The organism is Shinella sp. H4-D48, from assembly GCF_022637395.1.
Taxonomy (GTDB): domain Bacteria; phylum Pseudomonadota; class Alphaproteobacteria; order Rhizobiales; family Rhizobiaceae; genus Shinella; species Shinella sedimenti.
In genome coordinates this window covers 356,886-378,908 of the sequence record NZ_CP093337.1, presented here as the reverse complement: position 1 = coordinate 378,908, position 22,023 = coordinate 356,886, and the positions used below count along the sequence as shown (strand labels likewise).

Genomic DNA, 22,023 nt, shown 5'->3' with positions numbered 1-22,023 from the left:
TAATATAGAAGGGCAGATGCCGAATCGCTCAGGAGAAGCCCTTGACGATTTCAGTTTCACCACAGGCCCTGCCAGCTCTCGTATTGAATGCTGACTACAGGCCACTGAGTTATTACCCCTTGTCGCTCTGGTCATGGCAGGACGCGATCAAGGCCGTATTTCTTGACCGCGTAAACATCATTGCCGAATACGAACACTCGGTATCCTCTCCGAGTTTTTCGATGCGCCTGCCAAGCGTCGTATGCCTGAAAACCTACGTGCAGCCGTCACGCCACCCGGCCTTTACCCGGTTCAACGTGTTCCTGCGCGACAAGTTCGAATGCCAGTACTGCGGGTCGCCGCACGATCTGACCTTCGACCACGTCATACCCCGCGCCCATGGCGGCGAAACGACGTGGCAGAATGTGGTCGCTGCCTGCTCCCCGTGCAATTTGAGAAAAGGCAGCAAGCTGCCGAAGCAGGCGGGCATGCACCCGCATCAGAAGCCCTACCAGCCGACGGTTCAGGATCTGCACAACAACGGGCGACTGTTTCCACCCAACTATCTCCACGAAAGCTGGATGGACTATCTCTACTGGGACGTCGAACTGCAGCCCTGACCGGCTGCGGGGATCATGCCTTGCGCGACCGCACGCCGGAGAAGGCGATCGCGGCGAGGATGAGGCTTGCAATCACGTTCCAGCCGGCAAAGGACAGACCGAGGAAACGGAAGGATGCTTCCGTGCACGACGGTCCATGCTTGCTGTTGAGATCGGCGAGCAGGTCGCCTGCATTCTGGGTGACGCCCTGGGCCGTGGTCGCGCAAGTCGCCGGGCCTTCCCAGAAACCCCACTCTACCCCCGCGTGATAGACGCCCATGCCCGCACCCACGAGCATCATGATGCCGGCGATCGCCAGCAGCGTCCGCGTCAGCCACGCCGGGCCGCCGAAGAGCGCCGACGCCAGCGCCGCAACCGCAACCGGAATGCCGTAATAATAGGGATCGCGCTGCAGCAGGCAGAGCGCGCAGGGAATGTAACCGCCGATATGCTCGAAGCCCAGGGCGCCGCCGACCGTCGCCACCATGCCGAGGGCGAGCAGCGCGGATGAGACCACGGGCGAGGAAACGCGTTGGAAAGACATGGATGCTCCAGTTCAAGACAGGTCCCCGGGCTGCCACAGACCGGCGCGGGAAACGCGATGACGGCGGCAGTCGCGGGCCGCACCCCGTATCGCGGACATTTACCACCTGCCGTCACCAAGTAAATCACCGCACGAACATGTGATGCGTTATAACTGCTGGAGACGTCATTCATGTGGGGCATAGGTGGGAAATGGTGCCCCGCGCCGGGATCGAACCAGCACTCCGTGAGGAACCGCATTTTGAGTGCGGCGCGTCTACCAATTCCGCCAGCGGGGCATGCCTCCCCAATAAAGCGAGGTGGCATGGGGTGTCAACGGGAAAGGCCGGTTGCACGAACGATGATGCCGGCTGCTCCATTTTCTCGTAAAAATTTCTTTTTTAGCGGGAACGAATTTTCGTTAGCCCCGTTTAAGGGACGCAACTGCAGACACCCCCGGATGCGGTTGCGAGGGGGACCCAAGGGCGATGTGCACGCTCTTGGGTCTCAACCCGAATGTCCGACATGCACAAACTTCCAACAGTATTGAACCCATGCGCCGGCCGAGACGAACAAATGCGTCGGTCCGGCGTTCTGTCGCGCAGACGGCAAAGGAGAGCACCATGGTTTTCAAGGAAGGCACCTTCAAGGGCGAACAGCCCGAACATTTCGAAGGCCCCCACCCCGCATGGCTTGAAACGGCCGTCGCGGATGCGCTTTCGACGGCGGGCGATATCGATGCGTCCGACATCTCCGTTACCTGCAAGGGAACGCGCATCATACTGACCGGCAGTGTCGGCACTCCGGAAGAGGGCACCCGGGCCGTAGAGATCGCGGCGTCCGTCAAGGATGTCAGCGAGGTCGATAGCCGCCTCTCCTGGCTCTGACCCGCAAAAGCGGCCATTGCCCGGCCGCGCTCCGGAATGCTAGTTGCGATGCAGCAGCACACTGGAGCTATGGCGGATGCTTGTCGAAAGACCGGACTATGAAGCGCTGTACGCGGATTTCCGCTGGGATATCCCTGATCGCTTCAATATCGGCACCGCCGTCTCCAATACATGGGCTGCACGCGATCCCGATCGTGTGTGCCTCCATCATTTCCTGCCTGATGCAGCACCCCTCTCCCTGACGTATGGCGAACTTGCCGCGAGATCTGACGCGCTGGCAACGGCCCTCCGCGCAGAGGGCGTCGAGAAGGGCGACCGCGTCGCGATCCTGCTGCCGCAGGGCTTCGAGACGGTCATCGCCCACTTGGCGGCATACAAGATCGGCGCCATCGCCCTGCCCCTCGCCCTGCTCTTCGGCGCCGACGCCCTGTTCTTCCGTCTGGAGAATGCCGGCGCGAAGGCTATCATCACAAATAACTTCGGTCTTGAGCGCCTCCAGACGATCCGCACGGAGCTACCATCGCTGCAACTCGTCATCGCGACGGACGCCGCCGCCGATCCCACCGCGAAATCCTTTTACGACCTCATGTCGCGTCACACAGGCCCCTTCGACCCTGTCGACAGTGGCCCTGATGATCCCGCGATGATGATCTACACCTCGGGCACGACGGGCCCGCCGAAGGGTGCGTTGCACGGCCATCGCGTTCTGCTGGGTCATGTCCCCGGCTTCCAGATGCATCACGAGTTCCTGCCACAGCCGGGAGATCGTATCTGGACGCCGGCCGACTGGGCCTGGGCGGGCGGCCTGCTTAATGTTCTGCTACCGGCCTTGCTGCTCGGCGTGCCCGTCGTCTCCTCGCCAGGCCAGAAATTCGACCCCGACATGGCCTATCGCATCATGCAGGACATGGACGTGCGCAACGCCTTCATTCCGCCCACGGCGCTCCGACTGATGAAGACGGTCGCTAATCCTCGTGCGAAATACAGGCTGAACCTGCGCACGATCGGCTCGGCCGGCGAATCGCTCGGCCGTGAGACCTGGGAATGGGTGCGCGACACGCTCGGCATCACCATCAACGAGTTCTACGGCCAGACCGAGTGCAACATCGTGCTTGGCTCCATCGGCAAGCTCGGCGTTTCGCGGCCCGGCCCCATCGGCAAGCCCGTGCCCGGGCACACGATCGCCATCATCGACGCGAATGGCGCGGAAGTGCCGCGCGGCACCGTCGGCCAGGTCGCCGTCAAGCGCCCCGATCCCGTGATGTTTCTCGGATACTGGAACAACGCCGGGGCAACCGCGGACAAATTCATCGGCGACTGGATGATGACCGGCGACCTCGGGCACATGGACGAGGAGGGCTACGTCACCTTCTTCGGGCGGGACGACGACGTCATCACCTCGTCCGGCTACCGCATCGGGCCAAGCGAAATCGAGGATTGCCTGGCCGGTCATCCCGCCGTGCAGCTCGCCGCGGCGGTCGGCAAGCCCGATCCGGTTCGCACGGAGATCGTCAAGGCCTATGTCATGTTGCGGCCCGACCACGCGCCGTCCGCAACGCTCGCCGCCGACATACGCGACTGGGTGAAGTCCCGCCTCTCGATGCACGAATATCCGCGCGAGGTGGAATTCGTCGATGCGCTGCCGCTGACCACGTCCGGCAAGGTGATCCGCCACCTCTTGCGCAAGCGCGCAGCGGCCGAAGCGCCGTTTTCCGCCTAACCTATCGCCGGGCGAGAGACCGGATCTTCTCGCGCAGCAGCCGCGCCACGTTGCGGGTGTTGCGGTAGAGGTGCAGCTGCGTCGCCACCTGCCGCACATCCCGGTCCCGGTTCTGCTGAAGACCCACGACCAGCGTGCCCATATCCTCACGCTCTTCCCAGAACCGGCTCATCACGGGATGATCCGGCACGGCGCAAGAGTCCGAGCGCAGGATATTGGCGTCGTCCAGATGCCATTCGGTCAACTCGGCAAGGAGAAGCTTGCCGGGCGAATATTTCGCGAACTCCTCGTCATAGGCCGTCTTCCACGTATAGGCCTCGCCCCCCATCAGGAAGACGACCATGGACGCGATGGCGCGACCGTCGAGATCGAGCGTATGGATACGCACGCCGTCTGTCTCGGCGAGATTCGTGATAGCCTCGCGGGCGAAGGCAGCGCGATAGCGGTCGTTGATCATCGCCGTGCGGCTGCGGCCCTTCCAGCCAGAGGCTTCGAGAAGGAGGAACTCCTCCATGCGCACGCGGATATCCGCAGGCTGGCGGGCGACATTGTAGCTGAGCGCGCCGAGCCGATCGAGCTTGCGCCACTGTCGCCGCAGCTCGCGGAAATGCTCCGGGGAGATTGCTTTCTGAAGGTAGGTCTGCCCGTCCAGCAGGCTTTCCAGCATCGGGCGCCGATAGGTGTCGGTCACGGTCACCGGCAGGTTGCGGCCAATCGCGACGGCGCGCATCAGCTGCGCGAAGGGGCCGGTGAGCCGCAGGTCCGGCAGGACGAGCACCGATGGCAGCGCCACGCCGGAGCCGCCGAGCGCCTCCAGGAAGTTGTCTAGCGTCTCGGCCGCATCTTCCGCATCGACGAGCGGCGTGCCGATCGGGCCGAACGGATTGGACCAGGCACGCAGGATGCTGGAGCCGATGGAAAAGCCGGGCTTCTCGACGGAAAACGGCATGAGCAGGCGGATGCGGCTGCGCTCCGCGCTTTCGTCCCTGATAATGGCGAGGCGGACGGTACGATCTTCCAGCCGCGGCATGGCGGGCGCCAGAAAGCGCCCGGAGAAGAAGACATTCGGCTCCATCACGCGGTTCGACAGGAAATCGAGCTCCTGCTGAAGCTCATAGCCGGCTGCCGCCGGATAGAGCGCGAGCGAGCGCCCGGCGCGGCCGACGGCAATGCGCAAATCTGCCGGCGGATGGGCCAGCGGCGGTGCCGGCGGGATGGCTGCCTGCGCGCGTCCTCCCGCGATTGCATGGTCGAAGCCGTGGCTATCGGTCATGGTTGTCCATCCCGTTGACAAGGCTTGCCTTCACCGGATTGGCGAAGGCGAAGAGAATGATCGAGAGTTTGCCCCGCACGGCGATATGCAGAAGCAGCGCTTCCACCATCATGGCACCGGCCGTGGCCACAGCGGCCCCGGTTATGCCGAAGAGCGGTATGAGGGTGACGTTGAAGGTAATATTCGCTGCAAGCGCCGTGGCATAGACGATGACGCAGAGCTTCTGCTCGCCGGACATGGTGAGCAGCACCTCTCCCGGCCCGACCAGCGCCTTGGCCATAATGCCGGAAAACAGAATGAACATCAGGCTCCACCCCGCCGTAAAGGCTGGGCCGAACAGCGACAGCAGAAGATGGCCAAACGCGAGAACGGTGAGCCCCACGCCCAGCGACGGCCAGAAGCTCCAGCGGACCGTCTCGCCGGCAAAGTTCGCAAGCGCCACACGGTCGCCGGAAGAAAAGAGCGCGGAGAAGCGCGGCGCCGCGGCCGCCTTCACCGAAAAAAACACGAAATGCACCAGCGCCATCGTCTTGGCGGCCGCGAAATAGACCGCGACGCTTTCCGGGTCGAGAAACAGGCCGACCACGATGACATCGGAATTGGTGAGCAGGAAGCCGAAACCCTCGATGAGGAAGATCGGCAACGCCGCCTTGAGCCACAGCGAAAACTCCGTCTTGTGCGGCCCCGCGACATAACGTTTGCCGAGCCGGTGGACGATGTTGAAGAACTGCACGACGGTCGTGAGATATGTGGCAGCCAGCGCGGCGACCATTGCCGTCAGTGCGGTATGCGGGGCCCCGAGCGTCACGGCCAGCACCATGAAGACGAGAATGAGCAGCGGCCGCGCGATGTAGGTCGGGCTCAGCGCCACTACTGCCCAGCTATGCGCCCGAGCGGTGCTTTCGAGCACATCGCCCAGCGCGATCATCGGCATGCAGAAGAACCCGATGAAGAGCGGCACGACATAGTAGCCCGTAACGCTGTCGCGCAGCAGCCAGAGCAGCAGCAGCCCGACAGCTGCGATCGCACTCGAGGACAGCATGGCGAAGGTGCGCGCGGTCGACGTGAGGCCACGGATTTCCGCATGCGCATTGCGGCCAGCATAGCCGGGCAGGAAGCGCACCACGGTCGTGTGGAAGCCGAGGCAGGACATATCGCCGATGATGACCACCAGCGCCCAGACGAAGACGAAGATGCCGTATTCGAATTCGCCCATCGTGCGGGCAAGAACGATCTGCGTGAGAAAGGCGATTGCCGCGCTGGCGACACGGATGGCAAAGGCGGCGAGCGCCATGCGCTGGGCGAGCGTGCGCGGATCGTCGCTGGCCAGTACGCGCAGCAAAGGTACCACCCTGCCGCGCAGACCCGATGGCAGCAATTTCTCTGCCGACTGAATGACCGCTATCAACACAGGAACCCGAACGCTACGCAGAACTCAACACGCCAGTCTTGTCAGGTCAGGGTTAACAAACGGTTGGCCGGCACTGCGGAGGCCTTAACAGTGCACAAAAGAAAATGCCGCCCGAAGGCGGCATTTTCGAAGGATTTCAGCGATCAGGCCTGCTCGAAGGCACCATGGCAGTGCTTGTACTTCTTGCCGGAGCCGCAGGGGCACAGCTCGTTTCTGCCGACACGACCCCAGGTAGACGGATCGTCGGGATTGCGATCCTCCGCGGCAACGGCCATGAAGCCCGTCGCCTCACCGACATTGAACTCGTCCTCGCCGGTGGTGCCGTCGATGTGATGGCCCTCCATCGCCGGCGGCACCGGTGCCGGAGCATCGGCGGCCTGACGCACCAGTTCGACGCGCATCAGCTGTGCCGTTACCGTCTGACGCAGGTTGGCCAGGAGCGCCTGGAAGAGCTCGAAGGCTTCCGCCTTGTATTCCTGCAGCGGATCACGCTGGGCATAGCCGCGGAAGCCGATGACGGAACGCAGATGGTCGAGATTGACGATATGCTCGCGCCACAGGTGATCCAGCGTCTGGAGCAGCACCGAGCGCTCGACATAGGTCATGATCTCCGGGCCGAAACGCTCGGCGCGGTCGGCGGCGGCATCGTCGGCAGCCTTGCGCAGACGCTCGAGAATGTCCTTCTCATCGATGCCTTCCTCGGCCGCCCAGGCCTCGATGGGCAGATCGAGATTGAGCTGTTCGAGAACGCCCGCCTTTAGGCCCTCGACATTCCATTGCTCGGCATAGGCGTTTTCCGGAATGTTGAGCTGGACGAGGTTCTCGACCACCTCATGGCGCATGTCGTTCACGATCTCGGACAGGTTTTCGCTGTCCATGAGCTCGATGCGCTGCTCGAAGATGACCTTGCGCTGGTCGTTGAGCACGTCGTCATACTTGAGAAGGTTCTTACGGACGTCGAAGTTCCGCGCCTCGACCTTCTTCTGAGCGCGCTCCAGCGCCTTGTTGATCCAGGGATGGACGATCGCCTCGCCTTCCTTGAGACCCAGCTTCTGCAGCATAGAATCCATGCGGTCGGACCCAAAGATGCGCATCAGGTCGTCCTGCAGCGACAGGAAGAACTTCGATCGTCCCGGGTCGCCCTGACGGCCCGAACGGCCGCGCAGCTGGTTGTCGATACGGCGGCTTTCGTGGCGCTCCGTGGCGAGAACATAGAGGCCGCCGGCAGCCAGCGCCTCTTCCTTCAGCTTCTTCACCTCGGCAATGACGGCGCTTCGCTTGGCATCAAGCTCCGGGCCCGGCTCCATGTCGGCCAGTTCGCGCTCGAGACGCATTTCCAAGTTGCCGCCGAGCTGGATATCGGTACCGCGACCGGCCATGTTGGTGGCGATCGTGACCGCGCCGGGCACGCCGGCCTGGGAAACGATATAGGCTTCCTGCTCATGGTAACGGGCGTTCAGGACCTGGAAGTCCTTGAAACCGGATTTCTTCAGGAGTTCGGCCAGAAGCTCGGATTTTTCGATCGAGGTCGTGCCGACAAGGATCGGCTGACCCTTGGCGCGGGCCGCCTTGATCTCTTCGATGATAGCCGAGTACTTCTCTTCCGCCGTCCGATAGACCTCGTCGTCCTCGTCGATACGCTGGATCGGCAGGTTCGTCGGGACTTCCACGACCTCAAGGCCGTAGATGTTGCCGAATTCCTCGGCTTCCGTGGACGCCGTACCCGTCATGCCGCCGAGCTTGGAATACATGCGGAAGTAGTTCTGGAAGGTGATCGAGGCCAGCGTCTGGTTTTCCGGCTGGATCGTGACCTTTTCCTTGGCTTCCAGCGCCTGGTGCTGGCCTTCCGAATAACGGCGGCCCGGCATCATGCGGCCGGTGAATTCGTCGATGATGACGATCTCGTCGTTGCGGACGATGTAGTCCTTGTCGCGGGTGAAGAGCTTGTGGGCCTTCAGCGCGTTGTTGATGTGGTGAACGATCGCGACGTTCTCGACATCGTAGAGCGATTCGCCTTTGAGAAGGCCCGCCTGGCGCAGCAGGTTCTCCAGCTTCTCCGTGCCGACTTCCGAGAAGTTGGCGGAGCGCTGCTTCTCGTCGATCTCGTAATCCCCTTCATCGAGCAGCGGGATGTAGGCATCAATGGTGGTGTAGAGATCGGAACGGTCGTCGAGCGGGCCGGAGATGATCAGCGGCGTGCGCGCCTCGTCGACGAGGATCGAGTCCACTTCGTCGACAATGGCAAAGAAGTGACCGCGCTGTACCATCTGGCCGCGCTCGTACTTCATGTTGTCGCGCAGATAGTCGAAGCCGAGTTCGTTGTTCGTCGCGTAGGTGATGTCGCAGGCATAGGCCGCGCGGCGCTGGTCGTCATCGATCCCATGAACGATGACGCCGGTGGTCAGCCCGAGAAAGCCGTAGATCTTGCCCATCTGGGCGCTGTCGCGGGTGGCGAGGTAGTCGTTGACCGTCACGACATGCACGCCCTTGCCGGCCAGCGCATTGAGATAGACGGGAAGCGTCGCGACGAGCGTCTTGCCTTCACCGGTCTTCATTTCGGCGATCGACTTCTCGTGAAGGATCATGCCGCCGATGAGCTGAACATCGAAGGGACGCAGGCCGAGAACGCGGAAGGCCGCTTCCCGCGCGACCGCAAACGCCGGCACGAGAATATCGTCCAGCGTCTTGCCCGCAGCGAGCTGCTCGCGGAATTCCACGGTTTTTGCCCTCAGCGCGTCGTCGGAGAGCGCTTTCGTCTCAGCTTCGAGCGCATTGATGGCATCAACGCGATTATTATAGGAGCGAACGCGGCGATCGTTCGAGGAACCGAACAACTTGCGGGCTAGGCCGCCAAGGCTGACCATCAGGATGGTCCTTTCTTTATGGGCGCCCCGGCGCGTGACAGGTCGCACGATAATTGCGCGCAAACCCGTGAAACGCCCGGAAACTGTTCTGGACGCGGGATTGCGTGACAGATAAGAGGGGGGTCGAATGATGTCAACGGCTCAGGCGGTTGCACAACTGCCACATTCTGGTGGTGTTGAGCGGTCTGGCACCGGATATCGACCCGATTCCGGCGAGGATGTGAAAGGTCTTTTTTCGTATGTTCAAGTACAGCAAGCTCGCAGCGGTCGCCCTGATCGCGATCGCCGCCGCCAGCACGGGTGTCCGTGCGCAGGACGCCGGCGCCGATCCGGTCGTCGCCAAGGTCGGCGCCGTGGAGATCCATGAATCTGAACTCAAGCTCGCAATGGCCGGCCTCGACCCGCAGCTTGCCAACCTGCCGGAAGAGCAGAAGCGCGTGGCTGCGCTTTCCTCCATCATCGACGTCAAGCTGCTGGCAGCCGACGCCGACAAGGAAGGCCTGCGCGATAGCGCCGACTTCAAGCAGCGCCTTGCCTTCCTCACGGACCGCGAACTGCACAACGCCTATTTCAAGAAGCACGTCGTCGACGCCGTTACCCCGGAAGAGGTGAAGGCGCGCTACGACAAAGAAATCGCCGCCATCAAGCCGGAAGACGAGATTCATGCCCGTCACATCCTGGTCAAGACCGAGGATGAGGCCAAGGCCATCATCAAGGATCTCGATGCCGGCAAGGATTTTGTCGAAATCGCCAAGGAAAAGTCCACCGACCCGAACAAGTCGGAAGGCGGCGACCTCGGCTATTTCAGCAAGGGCCGCATGGTTCCGGAATTCGAAGAAGCCGCGTTCGCCCTCGAAAAGGGCGCCTATTCCAAGGTGCCGGTGAAGACCCAGTTCGGCTACCACGTCATCAAGGTCGAGGATAAGCGCAAGCAGCAGCCCCCGGCGCTCGACCAGGTCGAGCCGCAGGTTCGTCAGCTCGTCATGCGCGACAAGTATCTCGAACTGCTGGAAAAAGCCAAGACGGCAGCGCCCGTCGATATCCAGGACCCGGCATTGAAGACGGCCTATGACGCTGTCAACAAGCAGGAAGCCGAAGGTGGCGAAGACGCCGCTCCGGCTGCCGAAGGCCAGCAGTAAGAACACAATGGCCCGGTGGATCCCGCCGGGCCTCTTCCCACCGCAGGAAAAAAAGAATGTCCGGTTCGATCTCTCCGCTTGCCCCGAAAACCTATGCTGAAATGCCGCCGGTGCGCGGTGTGCGCATGGCGACCGCCGCCGCAGGGATCAAGTACAGGAACCGGACGGACGTGCTGATGATGGTCTTCGATCGCCCCGCGGCGGTCGCGGGCGTCTTCACCCGCTCGAAATGCCCTTCGGCGCCCGTCGATTTCTGCCGCGACAACCTGCCCGGCGGCGTCGCGCGCGCCGTTGTCGTCAATTCCGGCAATGCCAATGCCTTCACCGGCCGCAAGGGCCGCGAATCGACGAAACTCACCGCCGAAGCCGCGGCAAAGGCCATCGGCTGCAAGGAAAGCGAAGTCTTCCTCGCCTCGACGGGCGTGATTGGCGAACCGCTTGATGCCACGAAATTCTCCGGCGTCCTCGACGGCCTCGCCACCGCGGGCACGGGCGACTTCTGGCTGGAGGCCGCCAAGGCGATCATGACCACGGATACCTATCCGAAGGTCGCCACCCGCACCGCCGAACTCGGCGGCGTCACCGTGCGTATCAATGGCATTGCCAAGGGCGCCGGCATGATCGCGCCCGACATGGCAACCATGCTGTCCTTCGTCGTGACGGACGCTGATCTCCCCGCTGCCGTGCTGCAATCGCTGCTCTCGGCCGGCGTCGGCAAAACATTCAACGCCATCACCGTGGACAGCGACACATCGACCTCGGACACGCTTCTGCTGTTTGCGACGGGGGCTGCGGCAGCCGACGGCCAGAAGGCCGTGACGGCGGACGACGCCACGCTCGATGGCTTCCGTGCCGCTCTCAACGATCTGTTGCGCGATCTCGCCCTCCAGGTCGTGCGTGACGGCGAAGGTGCGCGCAAGATGGTGGAGATCACCGTCGAAGGTGCGGAAAGCGACGATGCCGCCAAGCGGATCGCGCTTTCGATCGCCAATTCACCTCTGGTCAAGACCGCCGTGGCCGGCGAAGACGCCAACTGGGGCCGCATCGTCATGGCCGTGGGCAAATCCGGCGAGCTGGCCGATCGCGATCGCCTTGCCATCTGGTTCGGCGATATTCGCGTCGCCGTCGACGGCGAACGCGACCCTGACTATTCCGAGGAAGCGACGAGCGCGATCATGCAGCGTCAGGATATCCCTGTTCGCGTCGAGATCGGCCTCGGCAACGGCCGCGCGACGGTGTGGACCTGCGACCTCACCAAGGAATATGTCGAGATCAACGGCGATTATCGCAGCTAAGCCATTTTCAGGAAATATGCGCAGCCGCACCATGTTCGTGGGGTTGCGCCAGACTAGAGGCCCGGACAGCGTGACCCTTTCGGGACAGAAGACCAAGATGATCGATCTTGCAAAAGTCAGGCGGCTGGAAGCCGTCGGCTTCCGTGCCTGGCCCGCGGCCACCGTGCTGTATGACGGGAGCTGGCTGTGCCGGCTGACCGCCGGCCACCCTTCGCGGCGGCTGAACTCGGTCAATCCGCTCGATCCGTCCGACTATCGCGATATTGCCATTCGACTGGAAAAGGCGGCGAAACGCTTTGCCGACTACGGCCGTCCGCTGCTCGTGCGTCAGACGCCGCTCACGCCGCCGCAACTGATTGCGTTCATGGATGATGCCGGCTGGATGGATATGGGTCGCACTGTCGTCATGATGGCCGATCTGGCCACGCTGCCCCGTGACGAAGGCCTCGATCATCTTCCGAGCCGTGATGTCGGCCGTTTCGTCGATGCGCGGCTGCGCGTGTCCGGCGACGACCCGGCCTTGAAGCCCGGCCTGACCGAGATCATCAACGCCATCAAGCCCGAGGCCGGCCTCTTCATCTTCGAGGAACCGGGCTTCGGCCCGACCGCGGTGACCATCGCGGTACAGGACAACGACCTCGTCGGCATCCTGCAACTCGGTGTCGCCGAGGAACGGCGCGGCCAGGGCCTCGGCACCGGGATCCTTCATGCAAGCCTGCGCTGGGCGAAGCTCAAGGGCGCGCGTCATGCCTGGGTGCAGGTGGAGGCCGACAACACCGCCGCGCTCGCGCTCTATCGCCGTGCGGGCTTCCAGGACGTTTATGAATACAGCTATCGGGAACCGGCGAGCTCATGACCGAAACGATCGCACAGCCCCGCCGTATCCTGCTGGTAGCCGCCTGCGCGCTCGTCGACGCGGACGGGCGCGTGCTTCTGGCCCAGCGCCCCGAGGGCAAGTCGCTGGCCGGCCTTTGGGAGTTTCCCGGCGGCAAGGTCGAGCCGGTCGAGACGCCCGAGGAGACGCTGATCCGAGAGCTCGACGAGGAACTCGGCATTCGCACAAAGGTGGCGTGCCTCGCGCCGCTCACCTTTGCGAGCCACACCTACGACGATTTTCACCTCCTGATGCCGCTTTACATCTGCCGCCGCTTTGAAGGCACGGCGCATGGACGCGAGGGACAGGCCATCAAGTGGGTGCGGCCGAAAGCGCTACGCGATTACCCCATGCCCCCCGCCGACGAGCCCCTCATTCCCTTCCTGATGGACCTGCTCTGAGCCGTTCATTAGAATTTAAGTGCGAATTTTTAGTCTCCGTTAAGCAATCGTTTAGCAGCCTCGTTCAAATAATGCCGTGAACGTTGCAATGCCTGCGAGATCCTGTGATGCGTGACGAAGACTTCTGGAAAACCGTTCAGGAGAAAGATTTCACGCCGGCCGGCGATACCCGGACTGGCGCGTTGAATCTGGCTCTGCTTTTCGGGACAGCCGTAATTGCGCTGGCGCTCGTGCTGACGCCCGTGCTGTCAGCCAAATCGGACAAGCGCATGATGGCGAATGTCCCCGATGAATTCGACATGATCTCGACGGGCTCCATCCCGACGGACGGAGCCAAGCGCTACACAGTGCGCCGCAGCGTGCTTCAGGAAATGCCCGGCGCCGTCTGCATCGTCAACGGCTCGGGTGCCAGCGGCGGCTGCTGAGAGCGAAATTCATGCGCAAGGGGCGCGGGGATAGGAATGATGACGAGACTGCTGAAATCGTTCCTGTCCGCCGAACATGGCGCGACCGCTGTGGAATACGGCCTGCTTGCAGCCCTCATCTCCGTCGGCATGCTCGTCGGCCTGGGCGCCTTCTCCGACACGCTCGAGAACACTTTCATGATGCTCAGCGAGAAGATCGACCCCACCAAGTGAGGTCACTTGCCTCCGCCCTGCTTGAGGGCGTCCGCGAGCCGCATCGTGGCCGATCCCGGCTTCAGCGGTTTCTGCTGGCTTTCATGCGGTGCCCAGCCAGAGACGTAGATAATCGAAAATGTCGCCCTTATCCGGCCGTCGGGGTCTGAGAAGCGTTCGGCATACAGTTCCGCCGCGCGCAGCAGGACACCGCGTGCCAGCGGCCGCCGGCTGCGGCCGGACAGCGGGTTCGCCATGCCCATGGCGCGCAGATCCTTCATCAGCGGAAAGAGCGAATCGTAGCGCACCGTATAGGTTTCCTTGTCCGTCACCGGCAAGGCAAAGCCGCCGCGCTGGAGCAGGGCCCCGACATCCCGCACATCCGGAAATGGAATGACGCGCGGGCTGGCGCCGCCGGAAATCTCGCTTTCGGCCGCCAGCAACACCTCTCGCAGTTCCTGCAACGTGCCGCTGCCGGGAATGGCGGCAAGGAAAAGGCCATCCGGCTTCAGCGCCCGTCGGATCTGTACGAAAACGCCGGGCGTGTCATTCGTGAGGTGCAGAGCCAGCGGCGACACGATGAGATTGACGGATTGCGGCGCAAGCGGCACCGTTTCGAGCGCAGAAACGGTTACAGGCTCCCCTGCGGCCGAAAACCGCCGGTCGCTCTCCACGCGCTCGATGGCATCGACCTTGCCGGTACCGGCAATCGCCCGCGCCACGGCTCCGGTATGGCCATGCAGTTCCACCGCCTTTTCGAACCGGCGGTCTATCACGCTCAACCGCTCGGCAAGCTCCTCCGCGACGATGTCGAGCAGGAAGTCCGCCGGGCCGCTGCGAAGCGCGCGCAACCGGTTGGTGTCGATGAGGGCATGGTCGAAGAGCGTTTCCATTGCGGTAATCCTGTTCGGAATTCCTTCGCTTTGGCCGGCAAGTGCGACTATTGTCAACCGCATGGGCGAAATAGAGGCCGAGGCATTGCCGGCAATCCCGCTCCGGCAGGCCCTCGTCCGCCGGATGAAGGCCTTTGCGGGCGCGGCCCTCGATATCGTCTACCCGCCCGCCTGCGCCGGATGCGGCCTGCTGCTGGGCACGGGTGCGGGGCTTTGCGCGCATTGCTGGTCGCGGCTCGCGCTGATCGAGCGCCCCTATTGCGAAGTGCTCGGCACACCCTTTTCCCACGATCTCGGCCCCGGCATCCTCAGCGCCGACGCCATCGCCCATCCGCCGCCCTTTGACCGGCTGCGCTCCGTCGCTCTCTATGACGACCTCGCCCGCATCCTCGTCCATTCGCTGAAATATCGCGACCGCACGGACCTCGCTCCCATGATGGCACAATGGATGCTGCGCGCCGGCGACGGCGCGGTCGGAGCCGCCGATGTTATCGTGCCGGTGCCGCTGCACCGCTTGCGGCTGGTCTGGCGCAAGTTCAACCAGGCGGCGGAACTTGCCCGCTCGCTCGGCGCGCTGTCCGGCAGGCCCGTTCTCATCGATGCGGTGCGCCGCACGAAACGCACACGCCGCCAGATCGGGCTCAACCCGCGTGCCCGCGAGGAGAATGTGCGTGGCGCCTTCGCGATCACCAGCGCAGGCCGCGAGGCCCTGTTCGGCAAGCGTGTCGTTCTGGTCGATGATGTCTATACGACAGGCGCCACCATCGCCGCCGTCGCGCGCACCCTCAAGCGCGCGGGTGTTGCCGACATCACGGTTTTGACCTTTGCAAGGGCGCTTCCGGGACCTATATAAAGCACGGTTTTTCCGAGTATTGGAGCAGAAAGCATGGCCCCGGTCGTCATCTACACGCGTCAGTTCTGCGGCTATTGCAGCGCCGCCAAGAAGCTTCTCGAGACAAAGGGCGTGGCCTACAAGGAGCATGACGCGACCTATGCACCGGATGTGCGCCAGGAGATGATCAAGCGCTCCAACGGCCGCAACACCTTCCCGCAGATCTTCATCGGCGAGCGCCATGTCGGCGGTTGCGACGATCTGCATGCCCTCGAGCGCGCCGGCGAACTCGACGCGCTTCTCGCCGCCTGAACCGGCACAGGAGCCCGCCATGACCGTGACGATCGCCGCAATCCAGATGTGCTCGGGCACCGATCCTGTCCGCAACGTGGAAACGATGCAGCGCCTCGTGCGCGAGGCTGCCGCCAAGGGCGCGGTCTATGTCCAGACGCCGGAAATGACCGGCGCCATCCAGAAGGACCGCCAGGGCGTGCGCGCGATCCTGCGCCCGGAGGCTGACGACCTGGTGATCGCCGCCGCCGCCGACCTTGCCAACGACCTCGGTATCCATGTTCATGTCGGCTCCACGGCCATCGCGCTGGCCGACGGCAAGGTCGCCAATCGTGGCTTTCTCTTCGGCCCCGATGGCACGCGCATCTGCAGCTACGACAAGATCCACATGTTCGATGTCGACCTCGACAATGGCGAAAGCTGGCGCGAGAGCGCCGTCTACACGCCCGGCAACGTCGCCCGCATGGCGGACCTGCCCTTCGCAAGGCTCGGCTTCGCCATCTGCTACGACGTGCGGTTTCCCGAACTCTTCAAGGCACAGGCACAGGCCGGCGCCGAGATCATCTCCGTGCCCGCCGCCTTCACCCGACAGACGGGGGAAGCGCATTGGGAAACGCTGCTGCGCGCACGCGCCATCGAGAACGGCGTCTACATCATCGCTGCCGCGCAGGCGGGCGTCCATGAGGATGGCAGGGAGACCTTCGGCCATTCGATGATCATCGACCCCTGGGGCCGCGTGCTCGCCAAAGCCGGCGGCACGGGCGAGGCCATCGTGCTCGCCGATATCGATACGGGCGCCGTGAAGGCTGCCCATGACCGCATTCCCAACCTGCGCAACGGGCGGACCTTCACGCTCGAGACGGCTTCTGCCTCCGCCAAGGGGGGCGTTGCCGCGTGATCCGCTACGATCTCTCCTGCGACAACGGCCACGCCTTCGAAGGATGGTTCGGCTCGGCGGATGATTTCGACCGCCAGCAGAAGATGTCGCTGGTCTCGTGTCCCGTGTGCGGCTCCACCCATGTTGCCAAGCGCCTCATGGCCCCCTCCGTGTCGACCGCCCGCAAGAAGGAGCGTCGTCAGGAAATGGTCATGCAGGCCGGCCAGAAGGAAATGGTCGCCAAGCTGCGGGAGATCGTTTCGACGATCCGCGCCAATTCCGAGGATGTCGGGGAGCGCTTTCCCGAGGAAGCACGCAAGATCCATTATGGCGAGGCCGAACAGCGGGGCCTCATCGGCCAGGCAACGCTGGACGAGGTGCGCGACCTCCTGGAAGAGGGTGTCGAGATCGCGCCGCTCCCGGTACTGCCTGACGACACGAACTGATGCGCGGTCACCACCTCGCCGTCTACAATTTCGGCATTCACCTCGATGAATATGAAAGCGAGCGCGTCGCGGGTTTTCGCCTGCGCGAACCTTTCAACTTCGAGGCGGCGAGCCGGGCGGAAGGCTATATCGGCCGCTCGGGCTATGACGAGGTGCCGGGGCCGGAAAGCTGGGGTGAGAAGGTCTATCCCCGCTTCCTCACCGGCAGCGGTTTCCAGGACGCGCCATCATCGCTTTCCCTCTGGTCCAGCCTCGAAAGCATCATGGCCTTCACCTATGACGGTGTGCATGCCGATGCGCTCAAGCACGCTCGCAACTGGAACCAGAAACAGGCGTGGCCGGCTCTGGTGCTATGGTGGGTGAAGGAAGGCGCACGGCCGGTCTGGGCAGATGGAGCGGAACGTCTGGAGCATCTCGCCGACCATGGGCCGACGCCCCGTGCCTTTACCTTCAAGAAAGCGTTCTGCCCCGATGGCGAACCCGTCATCATCGACCGGGATCGCGTAAAGGCCATCGGCGCGCGCAACGCCGTGGGCCAGCAGGATCTGTTGGCCGCCATGCGACTGCTCGAGCCCTGATCAGGCCGGCCGGCGCGCCACCAGCATGTAGTTGACGTCCATGTCCTTGGACAGGTTCCACTGGTTCAGCAGCGGGTTGAAGAAAACCCCGGTGCGGTCGGTCACGGTGAGGCCGGACGCTGTCAGCGGCTTTTCGATCTCTTCCGGGCGCACAAGCTTTTCATATTGATGAGTGCCGCGCGGCAACCAGCGCAGTACGTTTTCGGCCGCGAAGATCGCGAGCGCTGCGGCCTTCAGCGTCCGGTTGATGGTCGCCACGAACGTCATGCCGCCGGGGCGCACCATCGAGGCGCAGGTGGTGAGGAAGAAGTCGACATCGGAAACGTGCTCGACCACCTCCATGTTGAGCACCACATCGAAGGTCTCGCCGGCCTCGGCCAGGGCCTCGGCCGTCACCGCGCGATAGTCGACCGCAACGCCGCTTCCGGCCGCATGGGCTTTTGCAATGCCGATGTTCTTTTCCGAGGCATCCGCGCCCAGCACCTCGGCCCCCATACGCGCCATCGGCTCGGAAAGCAGCCCGCCGCCGCAACCGATATCGAGGATGCGAAGACCCTCCAGCGGGCGATGGGCGGCGGGATCGCGGCCGAACTGCGCGGAGACGAGATCGCGGATGTAAGCGAGCCGCACCGGGTTGAACTTGTGCAGCGGACGGAATTTGCCGGTGGGATCCCACCACTCCGCCGCCATCGCGGAAAAGCGGTCGACTTCCGCCTGGTCGATCGTCGTGCGGGCTGCCTCGCTCATGGCCGTCTCCTTCGCGTGGATCTATACCCGTGAAGTCGTCCTACCGGCCCAAGTTGTCAAGAGGACGATATGAAGCGCCCCTGCCGGAGACGGTCTCAGCCGCGGCCGAACTCGTCTTCGATGCGGATGATATCGTCCTCGCCGAGATAGGATCCGGTCTGCACCTCGATCAGTTCCAGGAGGATTTTGCCGGGATTGGCGAGCCGGTGCAGCTCGCCCTGCGGAATATAGACCGACTCGTTTTCCCTGAGCGCGATGGTCTTGTCCCCGATCGTCACCTCCGCGGTGCCGCGTACCACGATCCAGTGCTCGGAGCGGTGGTGGTGCTTCTGAAGGGACAGCCGTTTGCCCGGCGTCACGAAAAGGCGCTTCACCTGGAAACGCTCGCCGTTCAGCACGGACGTATAACCGCCCCAGGGCCGGTAGGCGGTGGGGTGCGTCTCCGTCAGCTTCTGCGTCTTGGGCAGGCTGGCAAGCTGCTTGACGAGCTTGCCGACATTCTGGCTGTCCTCCAGTCGGCCGACATAGACCGCATCCTCGCTGGCCACGACGGCGATATCGTCGAGCCCCTGCACGGCGACATGAATATCGCGTGAGATGATCAGCGAGTTGCGGGTGTCGAGCACCGTCGTACTACCATCGGCGACATTGCCGGCCTCATCCCGCTGGCCGATCTTCCAGACGGAATCCCAGCTGCCGAGATCAGACCAGGAAATCGGCGAGGGAACGACGGCGGCAATGGGTGTCTTTTCGAAAATCGCGTAATCGATGGAGATATCCGGCGCCCGTGTAAAGGCGGCCTCGTGCAGTCGTTCGAAATCGAGGTCGTGATGGGCCTTGGCGACGGCCTCCTGCGCGGCTGCCAGCACCTCCGGCGCATATTGCTGAAGCTCGCGCAGGAAAAGCCCGACGGGCAGCATGAACATGCCGGAATTCCAGAGATAACCGCCTGCCGCAAGCATCTCGACGGCCTTGTCGCGGCCCGGCTTCTCGACGAAGCGGCGCACGGCGTTCGTACCGTTGCCGAGATCCTCACCGATCTCGATATAGCCATAGCCCGTGGCAGGCTCGTTCGGCGTGATACCGAACGTCACCAGCCGGCCGGCTCTCGCTGCGACGGCTGCCTTGTCGATACAGCTGAAATAGGTCGAGTCGGCATTGATCTCGTGATCCGAGGCGAGCACCTGAATGAGCGCGTCCTCGCCGTACTTGCGTGCAACGACCGTTGCGGCTGCGGCAAGCGCCGGCGCCGTGTTGCGCGCAACCGGCTCCAGAAGGATGGAGGCGAGGGAAACACCGGCAGTACGGGCCTGTTCGGCGACGAGAAAGCGGAAATCACTGTTCGTGATCACGACCGCCGGCTCATAGCGCGCGGTGTCAGAGACCCGCGCCAGCGTTCTCTGGAACAGCGTGGTCTCGCCGAGGAATTCGAGGAACTGCTTGGGAGCCGATGCGCGAGACAGCGGCCACAGGCGGGTGCCCTTGCCGCCAGCCATGATTACGGGCACGATCTTGCTGCTCATCATTCCTCCCGGTGAAGCGACGGTGCCCATTCTATTGGGCCGTCCTGTCCGATATCTTCTTAATCGCCGTGCGCGCAAACAGCAAATGCAACGATTAAGACAACATGATCGCAACAAAAAACCCGCCGGAGGCGGGTTCGATGTCTTGCGATGGACGCAGGATCAAACGGGAACGACGATGCCGCGCAACGTGGTGAGCTCCGCCAGGTAGCTTTCGATACCGAACTTGTGTTCGTCCGTCGTTGCCTGCGACAGCTCGGCGCGAGCCGTTTCAACGCGACGCGCGATCTCATCGGCATTGAAGTCATCGACATGGACTGCGGATTCCGCAAGCAGCGTGCAACCGGTCGGGACGATATCGGCGAAGCCGCCAAAGACCACATAGCGGTCCTTCTTGCCGTCCGCGAATTTCACGGTGACGACACCCGGCTTGATCGTCGTCATGGTCGGCGCGTGGTTGGCCATTACGGTCATCTCGCCCTCGGTCGCCGGAATGACGACTTCGCTGACGCTGCCAGAAACCAGCAGGCGCTCGGGAGAAACGAGTTCAAAGTTGAAGTTGTCAGCCATGACCATTCACTTTTTCTGATTTCATACGGCCGGGAAGATTGGCGGGCGCGCCCAGCGGGCGCCCGCCAAAAACATCAAGCGGCTTCAGCAGCCAGCTTCTTGGCCTTCTCGATAGCTTCTTCCATGGAACCGACCATGTAGAAGGCGGCCTCCGGAAGGTGGTCGTACTCGCCATTCACGAGACCCTTGAAGCCCTTGATCGTGTCTTCGAGAGCAACCAGCTTGCCCGGCGAACCGGTGAAGACTTCGGCCACGAAGAACGGCTGCGACAGGAAGCGCTCGATCTTGCGGGCGCGGGCAACGGCCAGCTTGTCGTCTTCCGACAGTTCGTCCATGCCTAGGATGGCGATGATGTCCTGCAGGGCCTTGTAGCGCTGCAGCGTCGTCTGGACCTTACGGGCGACTTCGTAGTGCTCTTCGCCGACAACCATCGGGTCGAGCATGCGCGAGGTCGAGTCGAGCGGGTCAACGGCCGGGTAGATGCCCTTTTCGGCGATCGAACGCGACAGAACGGTCGTGGCATCCAGGTGGGCGAACGAGGTAGCCGGCGCAGGGTCGGTCAAGTCGTCGGCGGGTACGTAGATGGCCTGAACCGAGGTGATCGAGCCCTTGGTCGTGGTCGTGATGCGCTCCTGCATCTGGCCCATGTCCGTGGCGAGCGTCGGCTGGTAGCCCACGGCCGACGGGATACGGCCGAGCAGAGCCGACACTTCGGAACCTGCCTGCGTGAAGCGGAAGATGTTGTCGACGAAGAACAGAACGTCTTGGCCCTTGTCGCGGAAGTCTTCAGCGATGGTCAGACCGGTCAGCGCGACGCGTGCACGTGCGCCCGGCGGTTCGTTCATCTGGCCGTAAACGAGGGCAGCCTTGGAGCCTTCGCCGCCGCCGTGCTTGTTCACGCCCGATTCGATCATTTCGTGGTAGAGGTCATTGCCTTCGCGGGTACGTTCACCCACGCCTGCGAATACCGAGTAACCACCGTGCGCCTTGGCGACGTTGTTGATCAGTTCCATGATGAGAACGGTCTTGCCAACGCCGGCGCCGCCGAACAGGCCGATCTTGCCGCCCTTTGCGTAGGGAGCGAGAAGGTCCACGACCTTGATGCCGGTGACGAGGATCTGGGCTTCCGTCGACTGCTCGACGTAGGACGGTGCTTCCTGGTGGATCGCACGCTTGCCGGAGGTGACCAGCGGGCCGGCTTCGTCGACGGGCTCGCCGATGACGTTCATGATGCGGCCAAGCGTTTCAGGGCCGACCGGAACGGTGATCGGAGCGCCCGTGTCGGCAACGGCCTGGCCGCGGACGAGACCTTCGGTCGAGTCCATGGCGATCGTGCGAACGGTGTTTTCGCCGAGGTGCTGGGCGACTTCGAGAACGAGGCGGTTGCCGTTGTTGTCGGTTTCCAGCGCGTTCAGGATCTGCGGCAGTTCACCGTCGAACGAAACGTCGACGACGGCGCCGATGACCTGCGTTACGCGACCGGTTGCAACAAAAGCAGCCGGAGCCGCAGCCTTCGTGGAGGCTTTGGCGGCAGCGGTCTTCGCAGCCGGTGCCTTTGCGGCCGGAGCCTTGGTTGCTGCGGCTGCGGCCGGAGCCGCCGCTGCTGCGGCCGTCTTGGTCGCAGCCGGCTTCTTTGCCGCTGCGGTGTCCTTCGGGGTAGCTGCCTTAGCCATGTCTCTTACCCT

General features: G+C 63.2%; 23 protein-coding genes and 1 tRNA gene. 14 read left to right on the top strand and 10 right to left on the bottom strand.

Annotated features, from left to right (window positions below; genetic code table 11):
- The first annotated feature begins 41 nt into the window (after positions 1-41).
- On the top strand, positions 42-599 hold the full coding sequence (locus MNR02_RS01790; protein WP_134649370.1) for an HNH endonuclease: 558 nt from the start codon (positions 42-44) through the stop codon (positions 597-599).
- 13 nt (positions 600-612) lie between these two features.
- On the opposite strand, the gene MNR02_RS01785 is transcribed toward MNR02_RS01790, so the two are convergent.
- The gene (locus MNR02_RS01785; RefSeq protein ID WP_241601114.1) at positions 613-1,122 is read right to left on the bottom strand and encodes a disulfide bond formation protein B; all 510 of its coding nucleotides are present in this window, start codon (positions 1,120-1,122) and stop codon (positions 613-615) included.
- 192 nt (positions 1,123-1,314) lie between these two features.
- Positions 1,315-1,399: transfer RNA gene (locus MNR02_RS01780), tRNA-Leu, on the bottom strand.
- A gap of 324 nt (positions 1,400-1,723) precedes the next feature.
- Here MNR02_RS01780 and MNR02_RS01775 point away from each other — a divergent pair.
- Positions 1,724-1,987, top strand: a complete 264-nt coding sequence (locus MNR02_RS01775; RefSeq protein ID WP_241601113.1) for a BON domain-containing protein — start codon at positions 1,724-1,726, stop codon at positions 1,985-1,987.
- Between the two features lie 76 nt (positions 1,988-2,063).
- Positions 2,064-3,707 carry an AMP-binding protein gene (locus tag MNR02_RS01770; protein WP_241947872.1) on the top strand — a complete coding sequence of 548 codons (1,644 nt, stop codon included), beginning with the start codon at positions 2,064-2,066 and terminating at the stop codon, positions 3,705-3,707.
- A gap of 1 nt (position 3,708) precedes the next feature.
- Here the strand turns inward: MNR02_RS01770 and MNR02_RS01765 are convergent, their stop codons facing one another.
- From MNR02_RS01765 to secA, 3 genes are all read right to left on the bottom strand, one after another.
- The gene (locus tag MNR02_RS01765; protein ID WP_241947871.1) at positions 3,709-4,980 is read right to left on the bottom strand and encodes a GNAT family N-acetyltransferase; all 1,272 of its coding nucleotides are present in this window, start codon (positions 4,978-4,980) and stop codon (positions 3,709-3,711) included.
- Positions 4,970-6,385, bottom strand: coding sequence for an oligosaccharide flippase family protein (locus MNR02_RS01760; protein WP_241948801.1), 1,416 nt, complete (start codon positions 6,383-6,385; stop codon positions 4,970-4,972). The genes MNR02_RS01765 and MNR02_RS01760 overlap by 11 nt, the downstream gene beginning before the upstream one ends.
- Before the next feature lie 149 nt (positions 6,386-6,534).
- A complete protein-coding gene (secA, locus tag MNR02_RS01755) occupies positions 6,535-9,255 on the bottom strand; it encodes a preprotein translocase subunit SecA (RefSeq protein WP_241601110.1) in 2,721 nt (906 codons plus the stop codon).
- Positions 9,256-9,494: 239 nt separating this feature from the next.
- Between secA and MNR02_RS01750 the strand changes: the two genes are divergently transcribed.
- The 6 genes from MNR02_RS01750 to MNR02_RS01725 all read left to right on the top strand — a co-directional run bounded on the left by MNR02_RS01750 (position 9,495) and on the right by MNR02_RS01725 (position 13,602).
- Complete coding sequence (locus MNR02_RS01750) at positions 9,495-10,394, top strand: peptidylprolyl isomerase (protein WP_241947870.1); 900 nt, start codon at positions 9,495-9,497, stop codon at positions 10,392-10,394.
- 56 nt (positions 10,395-10,450) lie between these two features.
- The gene (gene argJ, locus MNR02_RS01745) at positions 10,451-11,689 is read left to right on the top strand and encodes a bifunctional glutamate N-acetyltransferase/amino-acid acetyltransferase ArgJ (protein ID WP_241947869.1); all 1,239 of its coding nucleotides are present in this window, start codon (positions 10,451-10,453) and stop codon (positions 11,687-11,689) included.
- A gap of 97 nt (positions 11,690-11,786) precedes the next feature.
- Positions 11,787-12,545 (top strand): N-acetyltransferase, encoded by a 759-nt coding sequence (locus MNR02_RS01740; protein ID WP_241948800.1) that lies wholly within the window; start codon positions 11,787-11,789, stop codon positions 12,543-12,545.
- Positions 12,542-12,964, top strand: coding sequence for a (deoxy)nucleoside triphosphate pyrophosphohydrolase (locus MNR02_RS01735; RefSeq protein ID WP_241947868.1), 423 nt, complete (start codon positions 12,542-12,544; stop codon positions 12,962-12,964). Before MNR02_RS01740 ends, MNR02_RS01735 begins: the two co-directional genes overlap by 4 nt.
- A gap of 107 nt (positions 12,965-13,071) precedes the next feature.
- Positions 13,072-13,389: a hypothetical protein gene (locus tag MNR02_RS01730; protein ID WP_241601106.1), complete on the top strand. Its 318-nt coding sequence runs from the start codon at positions 13,072-13,074 to the stop codon at positions 13,387-13,389.
- A 39-nt stretch (positions 13,390-13,428) separates the two neighbouring features.
- A complete protein-coding gene (locus tag MNR02_RS01725; RefSeq protein WP_241948799.1) occupies positions 13,429-13,602 on the top strand; it encodes a Flp family type IVb pilin in 174 nt (57 codons plus the stop codon).
- 2 nt (positions 13,603-13,604) lie between these two features.
- Here the strand turns inward: MNR02_RS01725 and MNR02_RS01720 are convergent, their stop codons facing one another.
- Positions 13,605-14,474, bottom strand: coding sequence for a methyltransferase domain-containing protein (locus MNR02_RS01720; RefSeq protein WP_241947867.1), 870 nt, complete (start codon positions 14,472-14,474; stop codon positions 13,605-13,607).
- Positions 14,475-14,535: 61 nt separating this feature from the next.
- Here MNR02_RS01720 and MNR02_RS01715 point away from each other — a divergent pair, with 61 nt between their 5' ends.
- The 5 genes from MNR02_RS01715 to MNR02_RS01695 are packed head-to-tail and all read left to right on the top strand — an operon-like array spanning position 14,536 to position 17,498.
- On the top strand, positions 14,536-15,327 hold the full coding sequence (locus tag MNR02_RS01715) for a ComF family protein (protein ID WP_241947866.1): 792 nt from the start codon (positions 14,536-14,538) through the stop codon (positions 15,325-15,327).
- Between the two features lie 33 nt (positions 15,328-15,360).
- Positions 15,361-15,618, top strand: a complete 258-nt coding sequence (grxC, locus tag MNR02_RS01710; RefSeq protein WP_241601103.1) for a glutaredoxin 3 — start codon at positions 15,361-15,363, stop codon at positions 15,616-15,618.
- A gap of 19 nt (positions 15,619-15,637) precedes the next feature.
- Complete coding sequence (locus MNR02_RS01705; protein WP_241947865.1) at positions 15,638-16,495, top strand: carbon-nitrogen hydrolase family protein; 858 nt, start codon at positions 15,638-15,640, stop codon at positions 16,493-16,495.
- The gene (locus MNR02_RS01700; RefSeq protein WP_241601101.1) at positions 16,492-16,920 is read left to right on the top strand and encodes a DUF1178 family protein; all 429 of its coding nucleotides are present in this window, start codon (positions 16,492-16,494) and stop codon (positions 16,918-16,920) included. The genes MNR02_RS01705 and MNR02_RS01700 overlap by 4 nt, the downstream gene beginning before the upstream one ends.
- Positions 16,920-17,498, top strand: a complete 579-nt coding sequence (locus MNR02_RS01695; RefSeq protein WP_241947864.1) for a DUF3291 domain-containing protein — start codon at positions 16,920-16,922, stop codon at positions 17,496-17,498. The genes MNR02_RS01700 and MNR02_RS01695 overlap by 1 nt, the downstream gene beginning before the upstream one ends.
- On the opposite strand, the gene ubiG is transcribed toward MNR02_RS01695, so the two are convergent.
- From ubiG to atpD, 4 genes are all read right to left on the bottom strand, one after another.
- Positions 17,499-18,245, bottom strand: coding sequence for a bifunctional 2-polyprenyl-6-hydroxyphenol methylase/3-demethylubiquinol 3-O-methyltransferase UbiG (gene ubiG / locus MNR02_RS01690; protein WP_241947863.1), 747 nt, complete (start codon positions 18,243-18,245; stop codon positions 17,499-17,501).
- A 95-nt stretch (positions 18,246-18,340) separates the two neighbouring features.
- Positions 18,341-19,768 carry a mannose-1-phosphate guanylyltransferase/mannose-6-phosphate isomerase gene (locus MNR02_RS01685; RefSeq protein ID WP_241947862.1) on the bottom strand — a complete coding sequence of 476 codons (1,428 nt, stop codon included), beginning with the start codon at positions 19,766-19,768 and terminating at the stop codon, positions 18,341-18,343.
- Between the two features lie 162 nt (positions 19,769-19,930).
- On the bottom strand, positions 19,931-20,338 hold the full coding sequence (locus tag MNR02_RS01680) for a F0F1 ATP synthase subunit epsilon (protein WP_241601097.1): 408 nt from the start codon (positions 20,336-20,338) through the stop codon (positions 19,931-19,933).
- 74 nt (positions 20,339-20,412) lie between these two features.
- Positions 20,413-22,011 (bottom strand): F0F1 ATP synthase subunit beta, encoded by a 1,599-nt coding sequence (gene atpD / locus MNR02_RS01675; RefSeq protein WP_241947861.1) that lies wholly within the window; start codon positions 22,009-22,011, stop codon positions 20,413-20,415.
- Positions 22,012-22,023 lie beyond the last annotated feature (12 nt).